This window comes from Kordiimonas sp. (assembly GCF_048260245.1).
Classification (GTDB): domain Bacteria; phylum Pseudomonadota; class Alphaproteobacteria; order Sphingomonadales; family Kordiimonadaceae; genus Kordiimonas.
Window position 1 is genome coordinate 1 of sequence record NZ_JBLXGZ010000043.1, and the last position, 21,549, is coordinate 21,549.

Consider the following 21,549-nt stretch of genomic DNA (forward strand, 5'->3'; position numbering starts at 1 on the left):
GCGTGACCGGACAGGTTGACAAGTTCTCGCCGGGCTCGACCAAAATTCAGATCGATATTGACCTGTCGTCGGTGAATAAAAACGTGCCGGTGGATATTCCGGTTATCGCTGACGCAGGGCGTGCGCTCAAACGTCTTATTGAGATATGGAAAGAGCAGGGCTATAGCAAAGCACAGCCTGACCTCGCGCCGTGGTGGCAGCAGATAGACGAATGGCGCGCCAAGAAGTGCCTTGCCTACACCGATAGTGATGAGGTGATCCTGCCGCAAAAGTCACTGGAACGCCTCGCGCATTTCACCCGTGACAAAGACGCCATTATCTCCACTGAGGTGGGGCAGCACCAGATGTGGGCGGCGCAGTTCCTTGGCTTTGAGAAACCCAACCGCTGGCTGACGTCTGGCGGGCTTGGCACCATGGGCTATGGCCTGCCTGCCGCCGTGGGTGCACAAATCGCCCACCCTGACCGGCTGGTAATTGATGTGTCGGGTGAAGCCTCGTTCCAGATGAACCTGCAGGAACTGGGCACCATCGCGCAATATGAACTGCCGGTGAAAATTTTCATCATGAACAACGAATATATGGGCATGGTGCGCCAGTGGCAGGATCTTTCCTATGATGGCCGCCGCTCGCACAGTTATTCCGAAAGCCTGCCGGACTTCGTCAAACTGGCGGAAGCTTACGGCATCAAGGGCATTGTGGTCGAAGACCCGGCCAAGCTTGACGACGCGATTCAGGAGATGATCAACCACGATGGCCCGGTCCTGATGGATTGCCGTGTGGCGAAGATGGAAAACTGTTTCCCGATGGTGCCGGCGGGTGCCGCCCATAACGAAATGCTGCTTTCAGGCGACGTGATCGACAAGCCAAAAGATGATGACGCGCTCGCGGTCGTTTAATCTGGCTCACAGGCGATAAAACGGTAAACTGACAAGCAGAAAGACAACTGACAGATGGACGGCTCCATGAAAGAGATTGGCCAGATTGCCCGGCACACTATCAGCGTTATTGTTGATAACGAAGCGGGCGTGCTTGCACGTGTAACCGGCCTGTTTTCAGGCCGTGGCTATAACATTGAAAGCCTGACTGTGGCGGAAGTGGACAACACCGGTGAGCGTTCACGCATCACGGTGGTGACATCGGGTACCCGCATGGTCATTGAACAGATCAAGGCACAGCTTGACCGCCTTGTGCCGGTGCACAAAGTGGCAGACCTGACGATCGACGGTGCTTATGTGGCGCGCGATATGGCGCTGGTGAAGGTGACGGGCACGGGTGAAAAGCGCGTGGAAGCGTTGCGCCTTGCCGATACCTTCCGTGCCCGTGCGGTCGATGCGTCGGTGAACAGCTTTATTTTTGAGCTCACAGGGTCGACCGACAAGATCGACGCCTTTGTGGAACTCATGAGCGACCTTGGCCTCGTCGAGGTGGCGCGTACGGGGGCGGTTGCGCTCTCTCGCGGGCCTGGCGGGCTTTAAAACTGAAACGGCGGGCCTTGGCCCCGGTATGGATAATGATGAATAGGGGCTGGCCCCCGGTTAGAGGAAAACTAGACTATGCGTGTTTATTTTGACAGTGATGCAGACGTAAATCTCGTTAAAGACAAGACCGTTGCGATCGTCGGCTACGGTAGCCAGGGCCATGCCCATGCCGCCAACCTGCGTGACAGCGGCGTTTCCCGCGTGATTGTCGCGCTGCGTGAAGGCTCCGGCACTCGCAAGAAAGCCGAAGCTGCCGGCTTTGAAGTGATGACCGCAGGTGAAGCCGCCAAGGAAGCGGATATGGTAATGATGCTCGCACCCGATGAGCATCAGGCCAAAATTTACGCTGACGAACTGGTGGATAACCTGAAGGAAGGCGCGGCGCTGATGTTTGCGCACGGCCTGAATATTCATTTCAGCCTTATTGAGCCGCGCGCCGACCTTGACGTGATCATGGTGGCACCGAAGGGCCCTGGCCATACCGTGCGGTCGCAATATGCGCAGGGCAAGGGTGTGCCGTGCCTTATCGCGGTACATCAGGATGCGTCGGGCAAGGCACATGACCTGTGCCTTTCCTATGCTTCCGGCATTGGTGGCGGCCGTTCCGGCATTATTGAAACCAATTTCCGCGAAGAATGCGAAACTGACCTGTTTGGTGAGCAAGCCGTGCTGTGTGGCGGTGTGTCCGAGCTGATCAAGGCCGGGTTCGAGACCCTGACCGAAGCCGGTTACGCGCCTGAGATGGCATATTTCGAGTGCCTGCATGAAGTGAAGCTGATCGTGGACCTGATCTACGAAGGTGGTATCGCCAACATGCGTTACTCGATCTCGAACACGGCTGAATATGGCGACTATAAAACCGGCCCACGTATCATCACTGATGAAACCAAGGCTGAGATGAAACGCGTGCTTGAGGATATCCAGCAGGGCCGTTTCGTCAAAGACTTCATTGCCGACAACCTCGCCGGCAACCCAGAGCTTAAAGCCCACCGCGGCCTTGCCGAACGCCACCCGATTGAAGAGGTCGGCACCAAACTTCGTGGCATGATGCCATGGATGAAGGAAGGCAAGCTCGTCGACAAGGCGAAAAACTGATCCCCTTAGACACTCTTGCACCAAGAGGCTTACGGGCGATCCCATATGGGGTCGCCCCTTTTTTACTAAAGTTGGCGCAGGACGCGGAAGCCGAACATGCTTAGGCCGCTTCTATTTGAGCCGCCTCGACGGCTGCTGGCTCGAGCCTGTCCTGCATGTATTGCAGAATAGGCGCCGCCTCTCACGACGTGGACTGTGCATCCATGTTGGTTGTTGGCTGCACCGTTTGGTGCAATTTTTTCCAAGGAGGTGCTATAGCAGTCGGCGGTCCATTCCATAACGTTTCCTAGCATATCGTGCAGTCCAAATGGGTTTGCTGGATACTGCCCAACCGGTTGAGGCTTTTGTCCATGGATACGAAGCCGTTTGCCCATACAGCCACGGCAGTTAGCATTATCTATACCGACTTCGTCCCCCCACCAAAACACCGTTGTCGTGTTGCCCCTTGCGGCATATTCCCACTCAGCCTCACTCGGTAACCGGTAATGTTCGTCCGTCATGTCTGACAACCAATGGGTGAAGGATAGTGCTTGCTCCCAGCTAACCCAGGAAATGGGCATGCTGATTGTTCTCCAGTACTCAAGGCGCTCAGGCCGGGTGCAGGCTTTGGCGTTAACGCAGGCCATGTATTCGGCAACCGTCACCTCGTATTTCCCGATCGCAAATTTCTGTCGAAAGATGATTTTTCTCTGCGGTAGCTCTGACTTTTTGGCCCATGTGTCATAGACGCGGGCACCCATTAATAAATCTCCAGCCGGAAGCGTCACCATCTCCGGGCAGGTGTCACAGTCCTTGAATGTATCGCCCGGTTTCAGGGTTTCACTGGCGATAGCATTTCCGCTAGTCAGCAATAGTGCCGCAGCAATGGTGAATATGCGCATAGAATGCCCCTAATCTTGACTCCTTGTAATTCATCACAGCGCGTCTGATGCGTCAACTTTGGGCATGACAATTAGTATTTCCTTGCTAAAGTCCAGCCATGACTGAGATTTTGCCCATCAAAACTGACCGCCTGATCATCCGCGCTTTCCGCGAAGATGACGCGGTGGCGTTTTATGACTGGCGTAATGACGCCGAGGTGGCGCGTTATACGCTTTGGGATTTCCCCTACCCGATGGAGCGCGCGTTGGCGCTGGCGCGCAAGATGGCGACGGCGGTGCCGTTCGCCGAGGGGCAGTCCTACCATCTGATCATTGAAGAAGCGGCGACGGGCGCGCCTGTTGGCCATGTCGGCATTGGCAACGGCAAGCCAAGCCCCGGCACCGCGCGGCTCAGCTATAGCCTTAGCAGGGCCGCGCAGGGCAAGGGCTATATGACCGAAGCGCTCAGGGGGATTTTGCCTGCGCTCATTCAGCCGTTTGGCATCCATACCTTCGCCACCGACATCGATGTGCGCAACCCGGCGTCGGGCCGCGTGCTGGAGCGTCTTGGCTTCCGGGCCGGGCCGGTGCATAAGCAGCGCACGCTTGTGCGCGGGGAATGGTGCGATGAAATTGACTATGAAGTCAGCGCGGCAGAGCTGCTTGCCCATGTGTCACAATAGTTTCACTTGTGACTTTTTGTAATAAAATTTCTCCAAATACCGCCTTGCGAAAACAAAATAATCTGTTAATCCTTGAATATTGACAGATTGCACAAGGAAACTGCGGCTGATGCAGCCACAAGGTCACAGAAAAGCAAAGGCAATTGCGATTGCGCGGTCCCGGTCCCGGGATGCGGTTTTTGCACGCCTGGCAGCTCTGGGTGGTTCTGCGCTTTTCCTGTCGCTACTCCTACTATTCGCGGCTGGCCGACTTACCGGCCCTTGAGCACGACGGCAGACGGTGTTTTGCATCGCGGTGCTTGAGGGAAATGCCACTGATTCCACATATTCATCAGTCTTGTACCTTTAGAAATTGGGAATACCGCCATGTCACACAGCGAAGCCAACCGTGTGCGAATTTTCGACACCACCTTGCGCGACGGTGAGCAATCACCCGGCGCCTCCATGACACTTGAAGAAAAACTTCAGATAGCCAGCACGCTGGAAGCCATGCGCGTTGACGTGATCGAGGCAGGTTTTGCCATTGCCTCCAACGGTGATTTTGAATGCGTCAACCAGATTGCACGGCAGGTGCAGAACTCGACCGTCTGTTCGCTGGCGCGTGCCGCACTTGGCGACATTGACCGTGCGGGCGAGGCGCTCAAACCCGCGAACTCGGGCCGTATTCACACCTTCATTGCCACCAGCCCGCTGCATATGAAATACAAGCTGCAGATGGAGCCTGAGGCAGTGATCGACGCGATCCACAAGTCCGTGAGCCATGCCCGTGGTTTGATCGACGATGTGGAATGGTCGGCCGAGGACGCCACGCGTACGGAAATTGATTTCCTGTGTCGCGCGGTGGAAACCGCGATCAAGGCTGGGGCTACTACCATCAACCTGCCGGACACCGTGGGCTATGCCACGCCGGAAGAATATGCCGCCATGTTCCGCACAGTAACCGAACGCGTGCCGGACGCCGACAAGGCGATCTTCTCCACCCATTGTCATAACGACCTTGGGCTTGCTGTTGCCAACTCGCTCGCGGGTGTGGCGGGCGGTGCGCGCCAGATTGAATGCACCATTAACGGCATCGGCGAACGCGCCGGGAATGCCGCGATGGAAGAGGTGGTGATGGCGCTCAAGACACGGGGCGACATCATGCCATACCACACTCGTATCGTCAGTGAAGAGATCATGCGCACCAGCCGCCTTGTCTCTACTGTCACGGGCTTCACGGTGCAGAACAACAAGGCCATTGTGGGTGCCAATGCCTTCGCGCATGAAAGCGGCATCCATCAGGACGGCATGCTCAAAAACGCCGAAACCTATGAAATCATGACGCCAGAATCGGTTGGCGTGACCAAATCTGTGCTGACGATGGGCAAACACTCCGGCCGCCATGCCTTCGCCGACAAGCTGAAGGATCTGGGCTATGAGCTGGGTGATAACGCCTTTCAGGAGTGTTTCCGCCGTTTCAAGGAGCTCGGGGACCGCAAGAAAAATATCTATGACGAAGATATCGTGGCACTCGTGGATGACGAAGTGGCCACATGGTCGAACCGCTTTCAGGTTATCTCGCTCAATACCTATTCGTCATCGAACGGTGAAGCAGTGGCCAACCTCACCATGGCGATTGACGGCGACAAGAAAAAGACCGTCACGTATGGCTCCGGCCCGGTAGATGCTGCCTTCAATGCGATCAAGGACCTCATCGACATGGAGCCGCATTTGCAGCTTTTTCAGGTGCATGCGGTCACGCATGGTACCGATGCGCAAGCCGAATGCACCGTGCGGCTTGAAGAAGGCGGACGCACCGTCAACGGGCAGGGCGCGCATGAGGACACAGTCACGGCGGCCGCACGGGCCTATGTATCTGCGGTGAACAAGCTGCTCGTGAAACGTGAGAAACAGGCGCCGGGTGCGGTGGCTGCACAGGAGGTCAGTACCACAAGAGGCATTATAAGGGCGGCTTGCGGGCCGCCTTTTTATTTGTCTGTTTCGCTTGCCGAAAATCTGAAAGTGCTTATGTCTAGCAAAAGATAAAAGGGGTACGCATGACCGGTTTCAGGTTTCTTGACAGACATTTTGCCGGGGTGGACCCCCGCCTTGTGATGGCTTTTTTTCTGATGGCTGCGCTTCTGCTTGCCCAAGTTGTCTTCGCCGTGGTTGGCGGCCTCCTTGCGGCGGCATTTGGCGTTGAAGATGTCACCGGTTTTGTATTCCCGCTTGCGCTTATGGGGGCGAATGCTGTTTGTTTTACCCTAATATGGCGTCACCTGCACGCGCCGCAGCCTCCCGCACTGGCAAGTATCGGCTTTGCTTCCAGCCGGGTCAGCCTTGGCACAACGCTCGCTTTTGTGCTGCTGCTCTACCTGGTAGCTGCGATGCTGGCAGGGCTTTATGTCCAGCTTGTTGATTATGAGGGCCAGCAGGCGACGACAGAGATGATAATGGAGGCAGGCAGAAACAACCTTTTCGTCAAAGTCTTGATGATAATCGCTGTTGTGGTGCTTGGACCGGTGATTGAGGAAGTCATCTTCCGCGGTTATCTGCAGTCTGCGCTGGCAGACCGGTTCGGTCCGGCCATAGGCATCTGCGGCGGCGCGCTCATATTCGGCGCCTTTCATTTCCAGCCCGAAGCCTTCCCGCTATTGGCGCTGATCGGCGCGGCATGCGGTATCGCCTATCATGTCACCCGGTCGCTTTGGCCAGCTATTCTGCTGCATATCATGAATAACGCGGCTTTTATTGTCGGCCTGTTTTATTTGGAAGCCACCCCCTGAATCCTGTAATCTGTCGTTCCTTTGTGGAAGGATGGAAGCATGAGCAGATTAGCGGATAAAGAACCCGACTGTACCACATCGGGCTGCCCCGAGCCGGTCGAGATGGTCATCATCCCGCGCACCAGCGACATTGGTGGCTTTATGGTCGAACGCGCTTTACCGTCGCGCAAAAAACGCATGATCGGTCCGTTTGTGTTCTGGGACCAGATGGGGCCGGGCGAGTTTCTGACCGGGCAGGGCATTGACGTGCGGCCTCATCCGCATATCGGCCTGTCAACTGTCACCTATCTGTTTGGCGGTACGCTGGACCACCGCGACAGCCTTGGTACCCATGTGACGATCAAGCCCGGTGCGCTCAATCTCATGCGGGCCGGCAGTGGTATTGTGCATTCCGAACGTACAGGCCCTCAGGACCGGGCCCGGCCATCTACACTATACGGCATCCAAAGCTGGCTCGCGCAGCCCATAGCGCTTGAAGACAGCGCGCCGACGTTTGAACATTTTGGTGCAACCGAGTTGCCGACGCTGGATAGCGAGGGCATCACCGCCCAGCTTATCCTTGGGCGAGCCTTTGGCCTTGAAAGCCCGGTGACGCTTGATTGGGATACGCTCTATGCCGACGTGAAGCTGGCGCCCGGTGCGCTGCTGCCGGTACCGCGAGAGACCGAAGAGCGCGGCATTTATATTGTGCGCGGGAACGTGGAGATCGCTGGTATGACTTATACACAGGGTCAGATGATCAGCGTCAGGACGGGGGCTGAACTTACTATCAAGGCGCTAGCTGACACCCACCTTATGCTGCTGGGCGGCGCTGTCATGGATGGCCCGCGATATGTGTGGTGGAATTTTGTCGCCTCATCGCGGGAGCGAATCCGTGACGCAGCGGAGCGCTGGCAACACCAAAGCTTCGCAAAAGTACCCGGCGACGAGCAGGAATTTATTCCCTCGCCTGATATTGCTACGATTGACCGCATCAAAGCCTGATGCGGGCCTTTGAGACGTGGCGGGGGACAATTCGCAAGCCCTTGAAAATGGCTAAAATTTTATCGGCGGGGCGCAGGTCGGCGTGAATTTTCTGCGCAACCGTCTTCAAATCACAAAATATAGTGCAAACGACGTGCTTGCCCCTTGTGTCTTGGCCATATCTGGCCCATAACCGCATAAACGGGAGGGTCACAATTGGCCCCGAGAGTAACAGAAATTTAAGAGGGTTAAATGCTTTCGAAGCTTCTTGGCGTGTTTTCATCTGACATGGCGATCGACCTCGGTACGGCAAACACGCTGGTGTATGTTAAAGGCCGCGGCATCGTGCTGAATGAACCATCTGTGGTTGCGATCAAAAGCGAGCACGGCCGAGACCGTGTGCTGGCGGTTGGTGATGAGGCTAAGCTTATGTTGGGCCGGACACCAAGCGGGATTCAGGCCATTCGCCCGCTCAGGGATGGTGTGATCGCCGACTTCCATGTTGCGGAGCAGATGATCAAGCACTTTATTCTGAAGGTACATAACCGCTCATTTGCCAGCCCGCAGGTTGTTGTCTGTGTGCCCTCGGGATCGACAGCGGTTGAGCGCAAGGCCATCCAGGAATCGGCGGAGCAAGCCGGTGCGCGGAAAGTATATCTGATCGATGAACCGATGGCTGCGGCGATTGGCGCAGGCTTGCCGGTGACAGAACCACAAGGTTCGATGGTTGTCGACATCGGCGGTGGCACAACCGAGGTTGCTGTGCTCTCGCTCTCTGGCATTGTGTTTGCCACCAGCGTGCGCGTTGGCGGCGATAAAATGGATGAAGCCCTCATCGGTTACATCCGCCGCAACCACAACCTGCTCATAGGCGAAGCCACGGCTGAGCGGATCAAAAAGGAAATCGGTACGGCACTGGTGCCGGAAGATGGGGTCGGTAGCACGATGATCATCAAGGGGCGCGACCTGATGAACGGGGTGCCGAAGGAACTTGAGATCAACCAGCTTCAGGTCGCTGAAGCCCTCTCTGAGCCTGTAAGCCAGATTGTTGAGGGTGTTAAAGTCGCGCTTGAGCAAACTGCCCCGGAACTTGCGGCAGATATCGTTGATCTTGGTGTTGTGCTGACAGGTGGTGGCGCGCTTCTGAAGGATATGGATACCGTGATCCGCCGTGCGACCGGCTTGCCTGTCACAATTGCGGAGGAACCGCTGACCTGTGTGGCTTTGGGCACGGGCCGCGCTCTTGAAGATCCGGCGCTGCGTATGGTGTTGATGGAAAACTATTGATCGTCACCAGCGTTCCCGACACACGCGTTTTGGGAGATTGACCCCTGGTCCCGACACTTCATTCCGGCAATTTGGCTTCCAGCACCCGCTTGCGCCGAGGTGGGCGTGGACGGGAGGTCATGTGGCTTTATATGCTTGTCGCAGTGGTCCTGTTGGGACTGGAAGGCACCGGGCAGGGGATACCGCGACAAATACGGGCATACGCAAATGATTTTGTCTCGCCTGTTCTGAGGCTTCTTGAACAACCAATCAGGGCTGTACAGGCAGGTCTCGAGCGCATTGCTGGCGTTGGCGATATCTATCTTGAAAACGAAACTCTTCGTGATGAAAACGATCGCCTGCGCCAGTGGCGCGAAGCCGCGATGCAGCTAAGCCGTGAAAATGAGCGCTTGCGCCAGATGCTTAAGGTTCCGGGGCGCGAAGTGCCTCCCGCCGCCACAGCGCGGGTTATCGGTGTCGGAGGAGGGGCGTTTGAACGTAATGTCCTCATTAGCGCCGGTGCCAGCGACGGGGTGCGCCGGAACCTGCCGGTTGTGGATGAAAGCGGCGTCATCGGGCGCACTATTCAGGTGGGACGCTGGACAAGTCGGGTACTTCTTGTCACTGACCTTAACAGCCGCATCCCCGTCCGGTTGGAGCGCACGGGCGACCTTGCAATTGCCGAGGGGCAAAACGAGCCCTTCCTCATGCTGCGTTTCCTTGCAGAGGAAATACGCGTCAAGGAAGGCGACAGATTGCTGACCTCTGGCCATGGTGGTGTTTTCCCGCCTGACCTGCCCGTTGCCCGCGTCAGCGATATCAGTGAAGGTTATATCCGTCTGGAGCCACTTGGTATTCTTGGCAAGCTCGATTATGTGCGCGTACTGGATTATCACGCGGTGCCTGACGAAGATGCAATTGAATTGCCCGAGGAGCCCGCAGCGAAAACGGACACGACGGAGGACGTGCAGTGACTCCACGTCGCCCGGTCATAACAAAGTTTGGCTTTGCCGGCCTTTTCCCGGTCTTTATAACCTTCCTTATGGCGGCGTTGATGCTCTTGCCCATCGGGACAGGGGCGGCGAATATCGCCATGCCGCATCTGGTGTTGATTTCGGTGTTCTACTGGTTGTCATCCCGGCCGCTTCTGATGCCCTATGGGGCATGCGCCATCTTGGGTTTCTTTCTGGACCTTTGGCTTGATGTGCCCTTGGGGCTCAATATGGTCCTGTTGCTTCTGGCGCGTCTGTTTGTCCTCAACCAGTTGAAACATTTCAAGGGACGCAGTCGGGTGGTCCACTGGGCCATATTCACCGTTCTAACGTTTGGTCTTTATGCTTTGTCGTGGATTATCGTGTCGGTTGTCTACGGTGGTTTCTGGCCAGTAAAACCGGTTGTCCTGCAATGGGGGGTGACGGCTTTTTCCTACGCGCCGGTCGCATTTTTGCTGGGGCGCATGCGCCGGATGGTTTTGTAAGGAATGGCACGGGAAGGTTTACGATATCAGGCCTTTTCTCGACGGGCTTTTCTGCTGGCAGGTGTACAGGGGCTGGCTATGACAGCGCTGGGCGGGCGGCTTTATTATCTATCGGTTGTTGAGGGTGACAAGTATAAGCTCAGGGCTGAGAGAAACCGTGTGGCAATCCGGCTGATTGCCCCAGAGCGCGGAGAGATTCTCGATCGTTATGGCCGCAAACTCGCCACCAATCGGCAGGATTTTCGTGTTTTCCTTATACCGGAGCAAGCTGACGAGGTTGCCAACACGCTGGTCAAGATTGGCAATATCGTCAAGCTGGATGAGCGTCGTTTGTCGAGGATCAAGCGTCTGATCAAACGCCAGCGCAAGTTTGTGCCAGTGACAGTAGCGCAAGGTCTGGACTGGGACACCTTTGCGAAAGTGAATGTGGCCGTGCCCGAGTTACCGGGAGTGGTGCCGGACGCGGGGCGGTCGCGGTACTACCCGACAGGCAATGAGATTGCCCACCTTGTGGGCTATACTGCGGCTCCCAACGAAGATGATGTCGCCCTGAACCCGTTATATCAATTGCCGGGTTTCAAGGTTGGCAGGCAAGGACTTGAGCGGCGCTATGAGGACAGATTAAGAGGGGCGGCGGGAACGCGCCGTGTTGAGGTCAACTCTGTGGGGCGCGAAATTCGTGAACTACCGCCACGGCAGGAAGCTGAGGCGGGCGAAAACCTGAATCTGACCATTGACCTCGCGCTCCAACAGTTCACCATCGAGCTGTTAGGCGAGGAAGCCGCAGGTGTTGTGGCTATGGATATCAAGAGCGGTGAGGTTCTTGCCATGGCGTCGGCCCCGACCTATGACCCGAACGAGTTCACCCGCGGGATAAGTACTGAGAACTGGAACGCGCTGCTTAAAGACCCGCGGAAGCCCCTGATCAATAAATGCGTGACAGGCCAGTATCCGCCAGGGTCCACTATCAAGCCGGTGGTTGCACTGGCAGCGCTTGAACACGGCATCGTAAAACCCGAGACTGAATATTATTGCAACGGCAGCCACCGGCTGGGCAATCACACCTTCAACTGCTGGAAGCGCGGGGGACACGGTAGGCTGGACCTGTTGGGCGCTGTTGCCCATAGTTGCGACGTATATTTCTATAAAGTGGCGGAAGAACTGGATATCGATAATATCGCCGATATGGTCTCGCGCTTTGGCTTGGGTGACCTTTTTGATCTCGGGATCGACGGCGAAAAGGCGGGGCTGGTGCCGGACCGAGGCTGGAAGCGGGCTGTACTGAACCAGCCGTGGCATCTTGGCGAGACGCTGAATGTGTCGATCGGGCAGGGTGCCTTGTTGTCGACCCCGCTCCAGCTTGCGGTGATGACATCGCGTGTCGCTTCGGGACGCCGAGTGTTCCCGACACTGGTCAGGACACCTGACGGAACTGCGGGCCAGATGGCGGCATTTGACGCAATGGATGTCAATCCGCTGCACCTGCGTATCGCCCGTCGCGGCATGGAAATGGTGACCGAGCGTGGCGGCACCGCGCATGACTACAGGCGGGCAAAAGACGCCGTGAAAATTGCCGGGAAGTCCGGCACGGCACAGGTGCGGCGCATCAGCAAAGAGGAACGCCTTGAAGGGGTTATCGATAATGATGATCTACCCTGGAATATGCGGGATCACGCCTTGTTTGTAGCCTATGCTCCTGTAGAGGAGCCCGAGATTGCTGTTGCTGTACTGGTGCAGCACGGTGGAGGTGGCTCAAGTGTGGCGGCGCCCATTGCACGCGCGGTTATCGACAAGGCAATGGAAATCAAAGGTGCGCAGCAGGGGGGGGATAACCTGCCTACTGCGGCCGCAGAAGGGGACAGCTGATGGGATCCGCACGCATGTTTGGCCCCCGGCGGGTCGACAAAAATATTTTCCAGCGGCTGGGTGATCTCAACTGGGGCATTGTGCTGCTGAATGTGATGATTGCCGGGGCCGGGTTTGCCATGCTGTATTCTGTGGCCGGCGGCGCTTGGGACCCTTGGGCATCGCGGCAGGCCCTGCGTTTTGTGGGTGCCTTTATCCTGATGCTCGTTATTGCGACGGTGGATATCCGCTATTGGATGGCGTTTGCCTATCCTGCATGGTTCATTGGTCTGTTGCTGCTGCTGGCGGTGGAAATTATTGGCGCTGTGGGTATGGGGGGGCAACGTTGGTTGGATATTGGCTTCATGCGCATTCAGCCGTCAGAACTGATGAAAATTGCTGTGGTCATGGCGCTTGCGCGCTATTTTCATGGTCGAAACTATGACCAGAGCCGCAGCTTGCGGTCGCTGCTTACTCCGCTGGTTATTATAATGGTGCCGGTGGCGCTTGTGGTCCGCCAGCCTGATCTGGGGACCGGGCTGATGATTATAGCCGGCGGTGCCGCCATCCTGTTCCTTGCCGGTTTGCCGGCCTGGTTGTTTATTGCGGCAGGTCTTCTGGTTGCGGCAGCAGTGCCGGTGGGGTGGCAGTTCATGCGGGACTATCAGCGTGACCGTGTGCTGACCTTCCTCAACCCGGAATCCGATCCGCTTGGTGCCGGGTATCAGATCATGCAGTCGAAAATTGCGCTAGGCTCGGGCGGGCTGACAGGCAAAGGCTATCTGGAAGGGACCCAAAGCCAGCTCAATTTTCTGCCCGAGATGAAAACCGATTTTATTTTCACCGTTCTGGCGGAAGAGTTTGGCCTGATTGGCGCCGTGATTGTGCTGGCCCTTTATACCATCGTGCTGGCTTACGGAATGCTTATTGGCATTGGGTGCCGAAGTCAGTTCGGTCGGCTCCTTGCCAGTGGCCTTGCCATGAGTCTATTTCTCTATGTTCTGATTAACGTGGGGATGGTGATGGGGCTGATGCCGGTGGTTGGCGTGCCGCTGCCGATGATCTCGTACGGCGGATCGGCGATGCTGACATGGATGATCTCTTATGGGCTTATCCTGTCTGTGGCAATTCATCGCCATGTGTCCCTTGCCCCAAAGGGAAGCGGCCTTGGTTGAGGCTGCGGCATCTCGGGCCTTGATCAGATAAACCTTTCGCTTATGATCCTCTCAACTAATGAAGAGGGGTTCTTATGAAAAAGTATTTTGCGGGCGTTGCGTTTGCTGCGCTTATGGCTGGTAATGTGTCGGCCGCTGACCTTAAGTCGGACATCGCGGCTGATTATGACTATCTGGAAAAGCTGTATATCCATCTGCATCAAAACCCGGAGCTGTCGCTGCAGGAGGAAAAAACCTCGGCGCGGATGGCGGCGGAACTTGAGAAGGCCGGCTTTGAGGTAACGCGTAATTTCGGCGGCCACGGCGTGGTGGCGGTGATGGAAAACGGGGACGGGCCGACGGTCATGATCCGCGCCGATATGGACGGCCTGCCTGTGCCTGAACAAACTGGCCTCGATTATGCCAGCCAGGCCAAGACGAAGAATGCGGCCGGCGAAACCGTGCCTGTAATGCACGCCTGCGGGCACGATGTCCACATGACCAGCCTCATCGGTACCGCACGTCGCCTTTCTGCGATGAAAGATACGTGGTCGGGGACGCTTGTCATGATCGCCCAGCCTGCGGAAGAACAGGTCAAGGGCGCGGCGGCCATGTTGAAAGAAGGGCTGTTCACCAAGTTCCCCAAGCCGGATTATAACCTGTCGCTGCATGTCAGCCCCGATATCAAGGCCGGGGATATTGGCATGGTCTCCGGCTATGCGCTAGCCAATGTGGATTCTGCTGATATCGAAATTCACGGTGTGGGCGGGCACGGCGCATATCCACACACCACCAAAGACCCCGTTGTGCTTGGCGCATATATCGTCACGGCCCTGCAGACACTTGTCGCGCGCGAGACGTCGCCCTTTGAATCAGGGGTGGTGACCGTGGGGTCCATTCACGCCGGCACCAAGCACAATATCATTTCCAACCGTGCGCATCTGCAGATTACCATCAGGTCCTATAGCGAAGATGTACGCGAAAACCTGAAGGCGGGCATCGAGCGTATCGCACGCGGGCAGGCGATTGCCTTTGGCCTGCCCCACGAACTGATGCCCGAGGTCAGTTTCTCGGAAGGTACGCCGTCGACCTATAATACCCCGGAACTGACAGCGCGAATCTATAAAGCGCTGGATGAAAAACTGGGTGATGAACATGTTTATGACGGCAAGCCGGTGATGGCTGCGGAAGATTTTTCGCTGTTTGGCCGCACGGAAGACAAGATACCAAGCCTTATGCTTTGGCTTGGTGCAACGCCAGCCGAGACGATGGAAGCGGTCGCCAGGGGCGAGGCAAAGGCGCCGGGGCTTCATTCGCCTTTTTTCAAGCCGGACCGTGAACCCACGTTGAAGGGCGGTGTTGAAGCAATGACCCAAGCCGCGCTTGAGTTGTTGGGTAAATAAAGCCGAGAGAAAGGCGGGTGCAACAGGCGTCCGCCTTTCTGCTTGGGGCTGGAAACGTTAGTGGATAACGTATAGACTATTACTTGATAGGAACCGACTGAAGGAAGACCCGTGGGCCATTCACACGCACATGACCATAGTGTTTGCATTGAGACCGCTATTGCTGAAGCGGAGCGCCTGTGTGCGGAACGGGGGTCGCGGTTTACCGACTTGCGGCGGCGTATCCTGAAGATGATCTGGCAGGGCCACAAAGCCGTGAAGGCATACGACTTGCTTGATCAGTTGGCGAACGAGGGTGGTTCCGCGAAACCACCGACAGTATACCGTGCGCTTGATTTCCTTATGGATGAGGGGCTGGTGCACAAGATCGAATCGCTCAATGCTTATATCGGCTGTCCGCATCCCGGCGGTGATCATGTCAGCCAGTTCCTGATTTGCGATAAGTGTGAGACCGTGAGAGAGCTTAGTTCACCAAGCCTGACCGCAGCAGTCAAGGACGCGGCCAGAAACGCGGGCTTTACAATTCGCCGTCAGACGCTTGAGTTGCACGGTTTGTGTGCCGATTGCGACCGTGAACGGGAAGCAGCGTGAAAACGGAAGGCCCATAACCGGTTCCTCGTCTTAAATCTGTAAAAATTCTCTAGTGTTTTGGAACTGGCCTCTATAAGGGCTTAGGCCTATGGCTGAACTTGTAAACATATCGGAAGCGGCAACCGCTTTCATGGAAATGGCTGCGCGTCAGGCTGCGGACGGCGAGCTTGCAGGCGCGGAAGCAACGGTTAGGTCCGTTTTACGCTTTGCACCCACACATGTCGCGTCGTGGCGTCTTCTTGGCGATATTCTCTCCAGCACTCCCGGTAAACGAGCAGACGCTGCGCAGGCTTACGCTCGCGCGCTTGAGCTTGACCCTTTTGACGAGGCTGCGGAAGGTGGCCGCCAGCGGCTGGGCGCCCGTGAAACGGCAGCGCCTACTCAGCGACACTTCGAACGTGAATTAACCCTGCCACACCTTGCCCCCGCTGATGGCAAGGAAAGCGCGATAGCCCATGCCCGGGCGTGCGAGACAGCAGAGAAATGGCCGGACGCCAAAGCCGCCTGGCAGCGAGTGCTGGACATAGACCCCAGCGACACATGGGCATGGTCACAGCTTGGGCACCTTCTCAGTGTTAACCTGCAGGACTTCGAAGGCGCTGAGAAAGCGTTTCGTGCAGCGCTGGAGGAGGACCCAACGGATGACTGGGCGTGGGGAAAACTTGGCATTATGCTCGCTGATTTTCTGGGCCGCGTTGATGAGGGGCAAACCATGCTCCGGACCGCCATCAGTCTCGAGCCCGGTGAGTGTTATTATTATGGATGGCTTGGATGGTCGCTATACCGACAGAGCGAAGATTACGCCGAGGCAGAAAGGGTGCTGGAGCAAGCGGTGCTGCTGTGGCCTGAGTATCAATGGGCTTATTTCCATCTGGGCTTTGTGCGCTACGCGATGGAGGATCGACCCAAAAAGGCGGAGCAGGCGTTTCTCAGCGCCCTTAGGCTGGAACCAGATGATGTACCAACGCTGTACAATCTGGCTTGTTTGTATGAAGAACAATTGGCCAAACCTAGGAAAGCTCTCAGGTATTTTTCAGCCGTGGTCAGCCGCGACGCCGTGGACCCATCTCCTTTCAAACGTATGGGGATACTATACCACCAAAGCCTGAACGAACCGGCACAAGCCGTAATATGCTTTGAAAAAGCGCTTGCGCTCGACCCGGATGATTATGACACGCGGGTACGGCTTGCGTGGGTTTTGTGGGAACGCTGTGGTGAAAACGACCTCGCGCTTGAGCATCTGCAGAAAGCTGCATCACTCTCACCAGATAACCCATGGGTACTGACGCATTTGGCTCAGGCACTGTTTATCGGGCTCGAGAGGCAAGAAGAAGCGAAGGCCTGTTTCAGGGAGGCGCTGAAGGCCGATCCGAAATATGACTGGGCGCACGCTTTATACGGCTCCCTGTTGTTCGAGGAAGGTGCGGACATTGAGGACGCGGAAAAACACCTGCGCGAGGCGGTGCGGCTCAACCCCGAATATAGCTTTGCATGGGCGAGACTGGGCCGGCTTATGCTTGCGACCGAGGGCGATGCGCAGGGGGCCTGGAACGCACTATTGCACGCGGTCACCTTGAGCCCTGATAATATTGATGCGCTCTCCGATGTTTTGTGGATGGGCGTGTACCGACTGTTCCGCGCAGACCTTGTTGCTGAATACGCCGAGAGGGTAAGCGAGCATCCTGCGCCTACACCCTATGCTCTTGCCCTTGCTGCGCTGGTTTTTCGGCCACTGGTGACCAATAGCGCACCGGTTCTTGATCTCTTGCGGCGGGCTCTTGATCTGGCACCGGAAGATCATTTTGTCTGGCATACTTATGGCGAAGTACTTCTGTACGATCTTGGGGATGCCGAGACCGCTGAGGAAGCCCTGTTACGCTCGCAGACGCTTGATGCCGGTTGTAACACGCTGGATTGCGATATCGGACTTATCCGTTACATGCAGGGCCGTTATGAGGGAGCCAAGGAACATTTTGAACGGGCGCTGGAGCTTGACAGTCAATCTGCCATCGCATGGCGCGCTTACGGTTGTTACCTTGCTTTCAGTGGTGGTGACCAGTCTCTGGCAGAAGAAGCGCTTGAGCGGGCGATTGAGCTGGATGTGGAGAATTTCGAACCATGGGCCATATATTACGCATTTTTGATTGCACAGGCTGACCGGGAGGAAGAGGCGCAAATCGCAATGGAAAAGGCCCTTGAGGTTGCTCCCCAGGGCCTGGATATTGCTGCGTGGGCTCAGCGTTACCTGAACCCGATTATTCTATCAAACTAGATGTGACAGCTGGTCATGCCACGCTTGGCCAGATACTGCTGATGATAGTCTTCAGCAGGCCAGAAGGTCTGTACAGGCTCAATCAATGTTACAATGTCACGCTTGAACCGGCCGGAAGCTGCCAGTTCCGTTTTTTTTGTCTCGGCTACGGCCTTCTGGTCTTCGTCTTCATAAAATACGACGGAACGATACTGTGTGCCCACGTCAGGTCCTTGACGGTTCCATTCGGTCGGGTTGTGATTACTGAAGAAGATATCGACAAGAGCATCGAAGCTTACGACAGCCGGGTCATAGTTCACCTGTACTACTTCGGCATGGCCTGTGGTGTCTGAGCATACATCTTTATAGGAAGGGTTGTCGGTATTGCCGCCCATATATCCGACAGCGGTATCAGTTACCCCTTCAGTTGTGCGGAACGTTTCTTCCACGCCCCAAAAACATCCGGCTCCGAACGTCGCAATTGCCATGATACTGTCTCTTTTTTGCCTTGAGTTACATTCAAACTGATCTTGGTTTGAATATGTGGTTGCGCTGCGCGCTTGTCGAGGGGCAATATGGTAAAAATCATGTGTTGGAGAGGGAAGTAAATGCGTTTGATGACAGTCGCAATTGCAACAGTTTCGCTGATGGTCGGCGGTGCAGCCTTGGCACAGGAAAGCCAAATCCCTCAAGAGTTGCTGGATCTTGACTATCAGCGCTGTATGAAGGATTGCGAGCCGGGCTTTGGCGCTGCTACATGTAAACCTCTGTGTGAATGCACGGTCCGGGAATTTAGCAAGCGGTTGGACTTTTCTGCTTATCTGGACTTGTCGGCAGAGCTTTCCCGCAACGAACTGTCGCAAGGAAATCGTGAGATTCTAGACGGTGTTGCGAATTACTGCACGGCAGAGCTTGAGAAGTCTGGCGTAGTGGTCGGTGGCCCGGTCTCTGGTACATCCGACCGCTAGGCAACGGGGGGCAACCGACCTCTGGAATCAGGCTTCGCCGTCTATGGGGCGAGGGCGCCCCTGTTCATTGATCGCGACAAAGATATAGCGTGCCTCGGTTACCTGATGCAGTTCCCGCTGGAGGCCGCGCTCGGCGAAGACTTCAATCTTTACCACGATCGATGATCGCCCGACCTTTTCAACATCGGCATAGATGCTGATGACATCTCCAAGCTCAATAGGCTGGTGAAACTTCATACCCTCAATGGCAACAGTCGCGACGGCGCCTTGTGCCCGTCTGCTGGCCGTATCTGCACCGGCAAGGTCCATTTGTGACAACACCCATCCGCCGAAGATGTTACCGTTGACGTTCAGGTCACTCGGTTGTGGAATCGTACGGATGGTGGCGCGGCGATGCTCTATCATTCTTGCTTGTCTCCAGTTACGTGAATAGGGGCCAGTTCAATCTCGCCCGGCATGGTCTCTAGATAAAGCGAACGGCTTGGGAACGCAAAGCCTGTACCCGCATCTTCGACAATATGTTTGATTTGCAGCAATAGTTTTTCTTTGATTTCAAGCCATTCCAGCCAATTGGTGGTTCGGGTGAAGCAATAGAGCAAGATGTCGATGGAGTTTGCATTAAAACTATCGAGGCGGACAAAGGTCGCCGTTTCTTCGGGACGAACAAAATCCTCATTTTCGCTTAGGTATTTTTCAATGCCGTCGCGTACATTTTGTAGCTGCTCTGCAGTTGAGCGGTATTCAAGGCCGATCACCCATTTGATCCGCCGGAAGGTCATGCGCGAGAAATTCGTGACTGCCTGATCGGACAGTTTGGCGTTGGGCACAAACACTGGTGCTTTGTCGAAACGGCGCACAGTTGTGGTGCGAAAGCCGATTTGCTCGACAGTGCCTTCCACCACGCCATCGACCAAAATCCAGTCACCGGGATGAAAGCGACGCTCGCCTATCACGAAAAGGCCGGATATCAGGTTTTTAAACAGGTCTTGCGCCCCCAGTGCTACAGCCACCCCGAAAAGGCCGAGGCCAGCAATAAGAGGCCCTACTTCGATGCCCCATATTTCGAGGATGGCAGCGGCGCCAATGATGGCAAATGCCATGCGAATGGCTTTTGAAAGCCAAAGGATCATGGCTTCTGTTAAAAAACGGTCCGCCCGTTGTAGCAGCTCCCCAACCGGGGCCGACGCACGGAAGAGCGCCCAGAAGATAACGAAAGCGATCAATGAACGATTGAGTTTCGAAGCGAGCGCGGCTGATTCTGCATCCAGTTCCAGATAGGCGGTGGCAAAAAATATTCCCAGAACCACCGGGATAAAGCGCACCGGCCCCTCGACCGCGTCTACAACAGCATCGTCAACGCGCGTGTTTGTGCGCTTTGCCCACCCGACAAGGCGGTTCAATATCAAGCGGGTCATAAGGTTCCGCAGCACCATAAAGACGAGGAAAATGCCCACGGCAATAATGATTTGCCCAACATCAACGCCGAATAACCCATTGTTCCAGACGTCTTTCACCAGGGCAAGGAAGTCCTGCCAGTCATCAATCTTCACGTTGAACCTCTATAAAGCGTTAATCTTTTTCCCTGTCTGAGACGTTCTGGCTCAGATTGTGAACCTCGTCGTCATGACCATGTTTATTACTGAAAAACAAGAGCGCCATCAGGCCGAAACCCACGACGAGGGTCAGAACCAGTCCTATCACCATAGCAGCGACACCGTGACCGGAAAGTGTAACGCCGTCGATTTTGCCGAAAACATACATGGCCCAATAGGCAGCGGCGCCAAGGCCAATGAGGGCGGCAACGAAGGCCAGAATATTTTTCATACTGTTTTTCCTAACTGCAAAAGTTCCGGAGGCAGCGCAAATGCCCTGTATCCTGCGGATCGTGCCTTTAGACCCGCACATCTGATTGGGGCGTACCCAGCCTTTTAAATCGGGGTATGTCAAGGAAGCTGGCTGCGGCCATTGCGCGCATGCTGGGTTTGCCTTGCTTTATGGGCTCCTGTCATTGTCCTGTTTGGCAGTTCGCTTTAGCGTGCGCGAGCTTGCCCGCTTGCGACATTCGCGGTGACCTGCCCGTCAGATGGTCTCAAGTGGGCGCAGAATCGCCGTTAGGAAAGAGCACATTGTGAGAAGGATCGCGTAACGCAAGCGAATAGCCGCCAATGCTGTGCTTTGGTGCCTGTAAAGCGTACCGCCCACTATTTTTGCTTCCGTTCGGCGTGTCGGGTGTAACGGTAGTTGACTGGATAGGCCAGGAATTGGAAACCCAGCCCATGTAAACAACCGGTACAATGATGATCACCGCAGCTATAGCCCGCCAACTGACTCGGACCCGGGGGCTGGACGCGCCATGAATAAAGCCGATCAGGGTGAAGACAGCGGCGACCATTGCCAAACGGCGCGCCACATTCAGCAATTGCAGGCGGAAGTCTGTATCGGCCGGGTCAAGATATTGCGGGCTGAGCCAGTTAAAGTCATACGCAGGCCCCGCGATTAACATCGCCACAGCGGCGAGACAGGCGGTAAGGAAACCCAGGGTGGAGAAAGCTGAAGGTTTGCGGTCCCCTTTCTTGAAAAATATTTGTGACATACGATTCCCCGTTTTGGTGCTGGCCCCGCTGCCTCTATATCAACTGCCCCATCCCCTTGTAGCGCAGCATCGTGTCAAGGAAAAGGGGGGCAATGACCGGTTTTTTGGCTAGCGTCCGCTAAAATAAGCTTTTTTTTGCCTCATGAGCCTAAAAGAG

At 55.8% G+C, this 21,549-nt stretch carries 22 protein-coding genes; 16 read left to right on the plus strand and 6 right to left on the minus strand.

The genetic code is table 11. The features are described 5' to 3' along the window. The 3 genes from ACN0VM_RS16215 to ilvC form a co-directional block, all read left to right on the plus strand. On the plus strand, positions 1–896 hold an 896-nt coding region (locus ACN0VM_RS16215), incomplete at its 5' end, for a thiamine pyrophosphate-dependent enzyme (RefSeq protein WP_417451941.1). 66 nt (positions 897–962) lie between these two features. Beyond that, positions 963–1,475 (plus strand): acetolactate synthase small subunit, encoded by a 513-nt coding sequence (gene ilvN / locus ACN0VM_RS16220; protein WP_417451942.1) that lies wholly within the window; start codon positions 963–965, stop codon positions 1,473–1,475. Between the two features lie 78 nt (positions 1,476–1,553). Next, the gene (gene ilvC, locus ACN0VM_RS16225; protein WP_417451943.1) at positions 1,554–2,573 is read left to right on the plus strand and encodes a ketol-acid reductoisomerase; all 1,020 of its coding nucleotides are present in this window, start codon (positions 1,554–1,556) and stop codon (positions 2,571–2,573) included. 65 nt (positions 2,574–2,638) lie between these two features. Here ilvC and ACN0VM_RS16230 read toward each other — a convergent pair whose 3' ends face one another. Further along, positions 2,639–3,454, minus strand: coding sequence for a formylglycine-generating enzyme family protein (locus ACN0VM_RS16230; RefSeq protein WP_417451944.1), 816 nt, complete (start codon positions 3,452–3,454; stop codon positions 2,639–2,641). 98 nt (positions 3,455–3,552) lie between these two features. On the opposite strand from ACN0VM_RS16230, the gene ACN0VM_RS16235 reads away from it, so the two are divergent. The 12 genes from ACN0VM_RS16235 (at position 3,553) to ACN0VM_RS16290 (ending at position 17,852) form a co-directional block, all read left to right on the plus strand. Further along, positions 3,553–4,116 carry a GNAT family N-acetyltransferase gene (locus ACN0VM_RS16235; RefSeq protein WP_417451945.1) on the plus strand — a complete coding sequence of 188 codons (564 nt, stop codon included), beginning with the start codon at positions 3,553–3,555 and terminating at the stop codon, positions 4,114–4,116. Between the two features lie 366 nt (positions 4,117–4,482). Further along, on the plus strand, positions 4,483–6,141 hold the full coding sequence (locus tag ACN0VM_RS16240) for a 2-isopropylmalate synthase (protein ID WP_417451946.1): 1,659 nt from the start codon (positions 4,483–4,485) through the stop codon (positions 6,139–6,141). 11 nt (positions 6,142–6,152) lie between these two features. After that, complete coding sequence (locus tag ACN0VM_RS16245; RefSeq protein ID WP_417451947.1) at positions 6,153–6,881, plus strand: CPBP family intramembrane glutamic endopeptidase; 729 nt, start codon at positions 6,153–6,155, stop codon at positions 6,879–6,881. Between the two features lie 39 nt (positions 6,882–6,920). Further along, the gene (locus ACN0VM_RS16250) at positions 6,921–7,865 is read left to right on the plus strand and encodes a pirin family protein (RefSeq protein ID WP_417451948.1); all 945 of its coding nucleotides are present in this window, start codon (positions 6,921–6,923) and stop codon (positions 7,863–7,865) included. Positions 7,866–8,096: 231 nt separating this feature from the next. Then, positions 8,097–9,131, plus strand: a complete 1,035-nt coding sequence (locus ACN0VM_RS16255) for a rod shape-determining protein (RefSeq protein ID WP_417451949.1) — start codon at positions 8,097–8,099, stop codon at positions 9,129–9,131. A 119-nt stretch (positions 9,132–9,250) separates the two neighbouring features. Next, positions 9,251–10,084 carry a rod shape-determining protein MreC gene (mreC, locus tag ACN0VM_RS16260; protein ID WP_417451950.1) on the plus strand — a complete coding sequence of 278 codons (834 nt, stop codon included), beginning with the start codon at positions 9,251–9,253 and terminating at the stop codon, positions 10,082–10,084. After that, positions 10,081–10,587, plus strand: coding sequence for a hypothetical protein (locus ACN0VM_RS16265; protein ID WP_417451951.1), 507 nt, complete (start codon positions 10,081–10,083; stop codon positions 10,585–10,587). Before mreC ends, ACN0VM_RS16265 begins: the two co-directional genes overlap by 4 nt. 3 nt (positions 10,588–10,590) lie before the next feature. After that, positions 10,591–12,453, plus strand: a complete 1,863-nt coding sequence (mrdA, locus tag ACN0VM_RS16270) for a penicillin-binding protein 2 (RefSeq protein WP_417451952.1) — start codon at positions 10,591–10,593, stop codon at positions 12,451–12,453. Further along, positions 12,453–13,607, plus strand: coding sequence for a rod shape-determining protein RodA (rodA, locus tag ACN0VM_RS16275; protein ID WP_417451953.1), 1,155 nt, complete (start codon positions 12,453–12,455; stop codon positions 13,605–13,607). Before mrdA ends, rodA begins: the two co-directional genes overlap by 1 nt. A gap of 74 nt (positions 13,608–13,681) precedes the next feature. Then, a complete protein-coding gene (locus ACN0VM_RS16280; protein ID WP_417451954.1) occupies positions 13,682–14,989 on the plus strand; it encodes an amidohydrolase in 1,308 nt (435 codons plus the stop codon). A gap of 111 nt (positions 14,990–15,100) precedes the next feature. Further along, positions 15,101–15,580 carry a transcriptional repressor gene (locus ACN0VM_RS16285; RefSeq protein ID WP_417451955.1) on the plus strand — a complete coding sequence of 160 codons (480 nt, stop codon included), beginning with the start codon at positions 15,101–15,103 and terminating at the stop codon, positions 15,578–15,580. An 88-nt stretch (positions 15,581–15,668) separates the two neighbouring features. After that, the gene (locus ACN0VM_RS16290; RefSeq protein WP_417451956.1) at positions 15,669–17,852 is read left to right on the plus strand and encodes a tetratricopeptide repeat protein; all 2,184 of its coding nucleotides are present in this window, start codon (positions 15,669–15,671) and stop codon (positions 17,850–17,852) included. Here the strand turns inward: ACN0VM_RS16290 and msrA are convergent. Then, positions 17,849–18,319, minus strand: a complete 471-nt coding sequence (gene msrA, locus ACN0VM_RS16295) for a peptide-methionine (S)-S-oxide reductase MsrA (protein WP_417451957.1) — start codon at positions 18,317–18,319, stop codon at positions 17,849–17,851. The two genes, ACN0VM_RS16290 and msrA, sit on opposite strands and share 4 nt — an antisense overlap. A 120-nt stretch (positions 18,320–18,439) precedes the next feature. On the opposite strand from msrA, the gene ACN0VM_RS16300 reads away from it, so the two are divergent. After that, complete coding sequence (locus ACN0VM_RS16300; RefSeq protein ID WP_417451958.1) at positions 18,440–18,799, plus strand: hypothetical protein; 360 nt, start codon at positions 18,440–18,442, stop codon at positions 18,797–18,799. 27 nt (positions 18,800–18,826) lie between these two features. Here ACN0VM_RS16300 and ACN0VM_RS16305 read toward each other — a convergent pair whose 3' ends face one another. The 4 genes from ACN0VM_RS16305 to ACN0VM_RS16320 form a co-directional block, all read right to left on the minus strand. Then, positions 18,827–19,204, minus strand: a complete 378-nt coding sequence (locus ACN0VM_RS16305) for an acyl-CoA thioesterase (protein ID WP_417451959.1) — start codon at positions 19,202–19,204, stop codon at positions 18,827–18,829. Continuing rightward, positions 19,201–20,349, minus strand: coding sequence for a mechanosensitive ion channel family protein (locus ACN0VM_RS16310; RefSeq protein ID WP_417451961.1), 1,149 nt, complete (start codon positions 20,347–20,349; stop codon positions 19,201–19,203). The genes ACN0VM_RS16305 and ACN0VM_RS16310 overlap by 4 nt, the downstream gene beginning before the upstream one ends. Before the next feature lie 19 nt (positions 20,350–20,368). Continuing rightward, positions 20,369–20,623, minus strand: a complete 255-nt coding sequence (locus tag ACN0VM_RS16315; RefSeq protein WP_417451962.1) for a hypothetical protein — start codon at positions 20,621–20,623, stop codon at positions 20,369–20,371. Between the two features lie 265 nt (positions 20,624–20,888). Beyond that, complete coding sequence (locus tag ACN0VM_RS16320; RefSeq protein ID WP_417451963.1) at positions 20,889–21,392, minus strand: hypothetical protein; 504 nt, start codon at positions 21,390–21,392, stop codon at positions 20,889–20,891. Between the last annotated feature and the right edge of the window lie 157 nt (positions 21,393–21,549).